Origin of the sequence: Candidatus Contendobacter odensis Run_B_J11 (genome assembly GCF_000531125.1) — a bacterium.
Classification (GTDB): domain Bacteria; phylum Pseudomonadota; class Gammaproteobacteria; order Competibacterales; family Competibacteraceae; genus Contendibacter; species Contendibacter odensensis.
Genome location: NZ_CBTK010000179.1, coordinates 1 through 4,777 on the forward strand (window position 1 = coordinate 1; position 4,777 = coordinate 4,777).

2 protein-coding genes are annotated in these 4,777 nt (G+C 42.4%); both read left to right on the forward strand.

Annotated elements, in window-relative coordinates; all coding sequences use genetic code 11:
* The first annotated feature begins 118 nt into the window (after positions 1-118).
* A complete protein-coding gene (locus BN874_RS11505) occupies positions 119-913 on the forward strand; it encodes a cephalosporin hydroxylase family protein (RefSeq protein WP_034433411.1) in 795 nt (264 codons plus the stop codon).
* Positions 914-1,056: 143 nt separating this feature from the next.
* Positions 1,057-4,777 (forward strand): tetratricopeptide repeat protein (locus BN874_RS22600; RefSeq protein WP_051497750.1); only part of this gene is annotated, 3,721 nt, incomplete at its 3' end.

Sequence of the window (4,777 nt, forward strand, 5' to 3'; positions counted from 1 at the left end):
TTAATTTTAGAAAAATAGAATGGTATCTAAAAATTCCACAACCTGCATAGGAGAGCTATAGTGTTCTGGAATTACCTACTGGACAAGGCTTAGTCATCAAGTGAATTTGGATAAAATCATGAACCCCATCGAACAATTTCAACAAGAAAAAAAACAACGCATTGCTGCCTATGTTGGCGATAGGCAATGGCACAACTTATCAACAGAGTGGCTGACGACTGCTTTTGCCAATCAATACGTTTATAACTTCGCTTGGTTGGGACGACCGATCATTCAATGTCCCATCGACATGGTTGCTCTCCAGGAAATCGTTTGGGAAGTGAAGCCTGACCTGATTATCGAAACTGGCATTGCCCACGGGGGTTCGCTGATTATGAGCGCCTCCTTGTTGGCACTGTTGGATCTCTGTGAAGCTGTCGAGAACCATACCTTACTGGATCCCGCCCAACCCAAACGCCGAGTACTCGGCATTGATATCGACATTCGTGCCCATAACCGAGTCGAGATTGAAAAACATCCCCTTGCCAACCGCATCCACATGATCGAAGGTTCCTCCATCGCTGAGGGAGTCATTACTCAAGTTCACGCCTTTGCCAAGAATTATCAACGGATTTTGGTATGCCTTGATTCAATGCATACTCATGATCACGTTTTGGCTGAACTCAACGCTTATGCACTTTTGGTTAGTGTTGGAAGTTACTGCGTTGTTTTCGACACTATTGTTGAAGACCTGCCCCCTGATTCTTTTCCTGACAGGCCTTGGGATAAAGGTAATAACCCAAAAACAGCAGTTTGTGAGTTCCTTGAAACTCATGATGAATTTATGGTTGATAAAGAAATTGAGCATAAGCTGTTGATTACTCTAGCTCCGAATGGGTATTTGAAACGTATGAAGGCCGATAAAGATGTTTAATTTCTACGGGTCTGATTCCCCGCAGCACGTTACATAATATGTAACGTGCTGCGGGGTTATTCATTCATTTATCGCTTTTCTGAGTTTGCTTAGCGGTATCTCCTCTCATTACTCAATACATGTTCCCTAGAGTGAAACTCTATATGCATAAAAAAACACCCCCCGTTGACCAAAAAAAGTTGCGGGGAATTTTGAAAAAATCTGCTGAAAAGCACCAGTCTGGAGAAATTGCTGATGCCGAGAGTGGCTATCGTCAAATATTAGCGGTTAAACCCAACCATCCCGATGCTTTACATTTATTAGGTTTAATTGAGCATCAACGTGGGCGTTGTCAGGAAGCGGTGATCCTCATTAAAAAGGCTATAGATAATAATCCCAGAGAAGCTAGTTTTTATAGCAATTTAGGTATCATTTTCCAAGAAATAAAGCAGTGGGATGAAGCAATAAGTAACTATCGCAAAGCAGTTGCTATAAAACCTGATATGGTTAAGGCTAAATGTAACTTAGGAATAGCTTTAATTGAAAAAGATCAATTAGATGAAGCAGAATTTTTATTTCGCCAACTGCTCGAAGGGCAGCCTAAATATTTTAAGGCTTATAATAACTTAGGTATCATATTAAAAAAGAAAAATCGTTTTGATGAGGCGATAGCCTGTTACCGAAAAGCGCTGGATATTTTTCCAGATTATGCTGAGGCCTATAACAATCTTGGCGAGGTTTTTTTATGCATGGAAGGCTTAGCGGATGCGGAGGCAGCTTGTCGACAGGCTATTGCTCTAAATCCGGATTATGCAGATGCCTATGTTAACTTAGGTAGTATTTTAGCCAAAGCAGGAAAACCTCCATTGGCGATTAAAAGTTTCCAAAAGGCTCTAAATTTAGAACCGGATTTAGCTGATGCCTACTTAAATCTTGGTTGCACGTTAGCAGGCATAGCTGATTTTGATGAGGCGATGAAATCACTGGATCGCAGTCTTGCTCTTGGACATCGGGACGCATGGGAAGCCAAATTATTTACTTTAAATTATCATCCGGATTTATCGGCAGAAAGGGTGAGCTTGGAATACCAAAGATGGGAGGAGACGTTAGCTGCTAATTTATTTTCAGGGCCTGTTGCTTATACAAATAGTTTGAATCGGGAAAAACGCTTGCGGATTGGCTATGTATCGCCAGACTTCCGACTACATTCGACAAGGCATTTTATTGTTCCACTATTGGCAAATCATGATCATGCTAATTTTGAAATAATTGTTTATGCTGAATTAAAGCGTGAGGACGACTGGACAGCGCGTTACCGAGGTTGGGTCGACGACTGGCGGCCTACTCTTGGTCTGAGCGACACGGATCTGGCAGAACGAATTCGAGCGGATGGCATTGATATTCTGGTGGACTTGGCAGGCCATACCACAGATACCCGGATGCTGGCCTTCGTCTATCGTCCAGCGCCGGTGCAAATCAGTTGGCTGGGTTATGGCTACACGACCGGGTTGCGGGCAATGGATTACTTTCTGGGCGACGAGCGTTTTACCCCAGTGGGGTGTGAATCGTTGTTCAGCGAGCATATCTGGCGGTTACCAAAGGCCGCATGGTGTTTCCGACCACCGGTGGAAGCACCCGTGGTTAATGACTTGCCGGCCCAAGTTAATGGCTATATCACCTTCGGTTGTCTCAGTCGGCCTATCCGCTTCAACCACCGGGTGATTAAGGCTTGGGCAAATTTATTAAGGACTGTGCCAGAATCCAGGTTAATGCTCAACAGTTTTTGGCTGGATGATCCAGCCACCGCTGAGTCTTTTATCCAGCGTTTTGTGCACTATGGTATTGAGCGAGAGCGGTTGATTGTTACCCGCACTTCAGTTTGGGAAGGCTATCAACGACTCGATATTGCCCTGGATCCGTTTCCTCATAATGCGGGTACTACGACATTCGAAGCATTGTGGATGGGCTTGCCGGTAGTATCACTGCGGGAGCGACCTTCAGTAGGACGTTTCGGCGATGCTATTTTGGGGGCAATGGGACTCAGTGAATGGGTTGCTGATAGTGTTGATGAATATCTGAATATAGCCTCTCGATTAGCCAGTGATCTGGATCAGTTAGCAATCTGGCGATCTGAATTGAGAGGGCGGATGGAAAACTCTCCCTTGAGAGACGAAATCGGTTTCACCCGTGATGTCGAAAACGCCTATCGGGAAATGTGGCGGTTATATTGTGGTAAGAGTGTGCTAGGGCCAACACCTTCTTCAACACAACAATCCAGTTTATCAACTACTTCAGAAAAGCTGAGCAAAGAGGACTTTGCCAGTGAAGGGAGCAACTTAATTAAGCTGCCAAAATGTACTCAGAAAAATAGCATTATATATAATGGAGTGTTCTTGCCTATGCTAGAAGCTTTAAAAAAGGCAGTGGAACTGCACCAAGCAGATCAGTTAGCCGAAGCTGAAGCGATCTATCGCCAGATATTAGCTATACAACCGTATCATTCGGATGCCCTACACCTTCTCGGTTTAATTTATCATCAACGAGGCCATCATCAACAAGCGAGTGAATTACTGCATCAAGCGATAGCAAAGAATTCAAACAATGCCCGCTATCATTTTCATTTAGGTATTATATTCACCAGTTTGAATCAATTAGAACAATCAATAGCTTGCTACCAAAAAGCGTTGCGACTGCAACCTGGGTTTGTTGAAGTTTATATGAATTTGGGTATTGTACTCAAAGATTTGGGCCGTCTGGAAGAAGCGGAACAGGTCTTTTGCGATTTGACAGTTATCCAGCCAAACAACTTCAAAGCATTTAATAATAGAGGAGTTGTTCTTAAAGAACTGAAACGTATTGATCAAGCCATTCAATGCTATCACAATGCATTGCGATTAAATACTGATTATGCTGAAGCCTATAATAACTTAGCGGTAGCTTTGCAAGAAACTGGCAGATTAATGGAAGCTGAGGATTGTTACCATCGGGCCTTAGTTATTAATCCAGATTATGCTGAGGCCTACAGTAATCTAGGCGTTGTCTTAATGAATATGGGACGCAACGACGAAGCTTTAACCAGTTTCAAAAAGGCTCTACTGTTAAATCCAAAACAAGTTGAAATCCTTAATAAATTAGGCAACATTTTTAGAGATATGGGCTTTTTTAAAAAAGCTGAAGAAAATTATCAAAAAGCGTTAGAGTTAAATCCATCTTATGCTGATGCTTATAGAAACCTCGCATCTAATCTGGTCCTGGAAGGTCATTTTGATGAAGCAATAATAAATTATAGAAAGGCAATTACTATAAACCCCAGTATGTTCGAAGCTTACAATGATTTAGGTATTCTATTTAGAAATATGGACTGTCTGAAAGAGTCTATAAAATACTATCAGCAAGCTCTTTGTATTAATCAAAGATATGCTGAAGCTTATAACAATCTGGGAGTATCTTTGAAGGAAAATCATCAATTACAGGAAGCTATAATAAATTATCGTCATGCGCTCAGTATTAAACCTGATTATATGGATGCCCATCGAAATTTAGGTTCGGTATTAGCAGACTTAGCCCAATTTAATGAAGGAGAACAACTAATAAGACAGGCGCTCGTGCTGAAACCAGACGATGCGGATGCTCATTCAAGTTTGTTATTCCTCTTGAATTATCATCCTGATTATTCAGCAGAGATTATTTATCAGGAATATCGAATATGGGAAGTAATCCATGCTCAATCTATGCAGTCGAACTGGACGAAGACATTTTCGAAAAGCTGTGCAATAGGAAAGCGCCTACGGGTGGGTTATGTATCGCCGGATTTTCGAGCGCATTCAACGCGAAGCTTTATCGCGCCGATACTGGCGAACCATGACCACCGCCGGGTAGAAGTGT

Bases quoted from the DNA above. Each gene is read 5' to 3' on its own strand.
- BN874_RS11505 (WP_034433411.1), top strand. From the start codon at position 119: ATGAACCCCATCGAACAATTTCAACAAGAAAAAAAACAACGCATTGCT.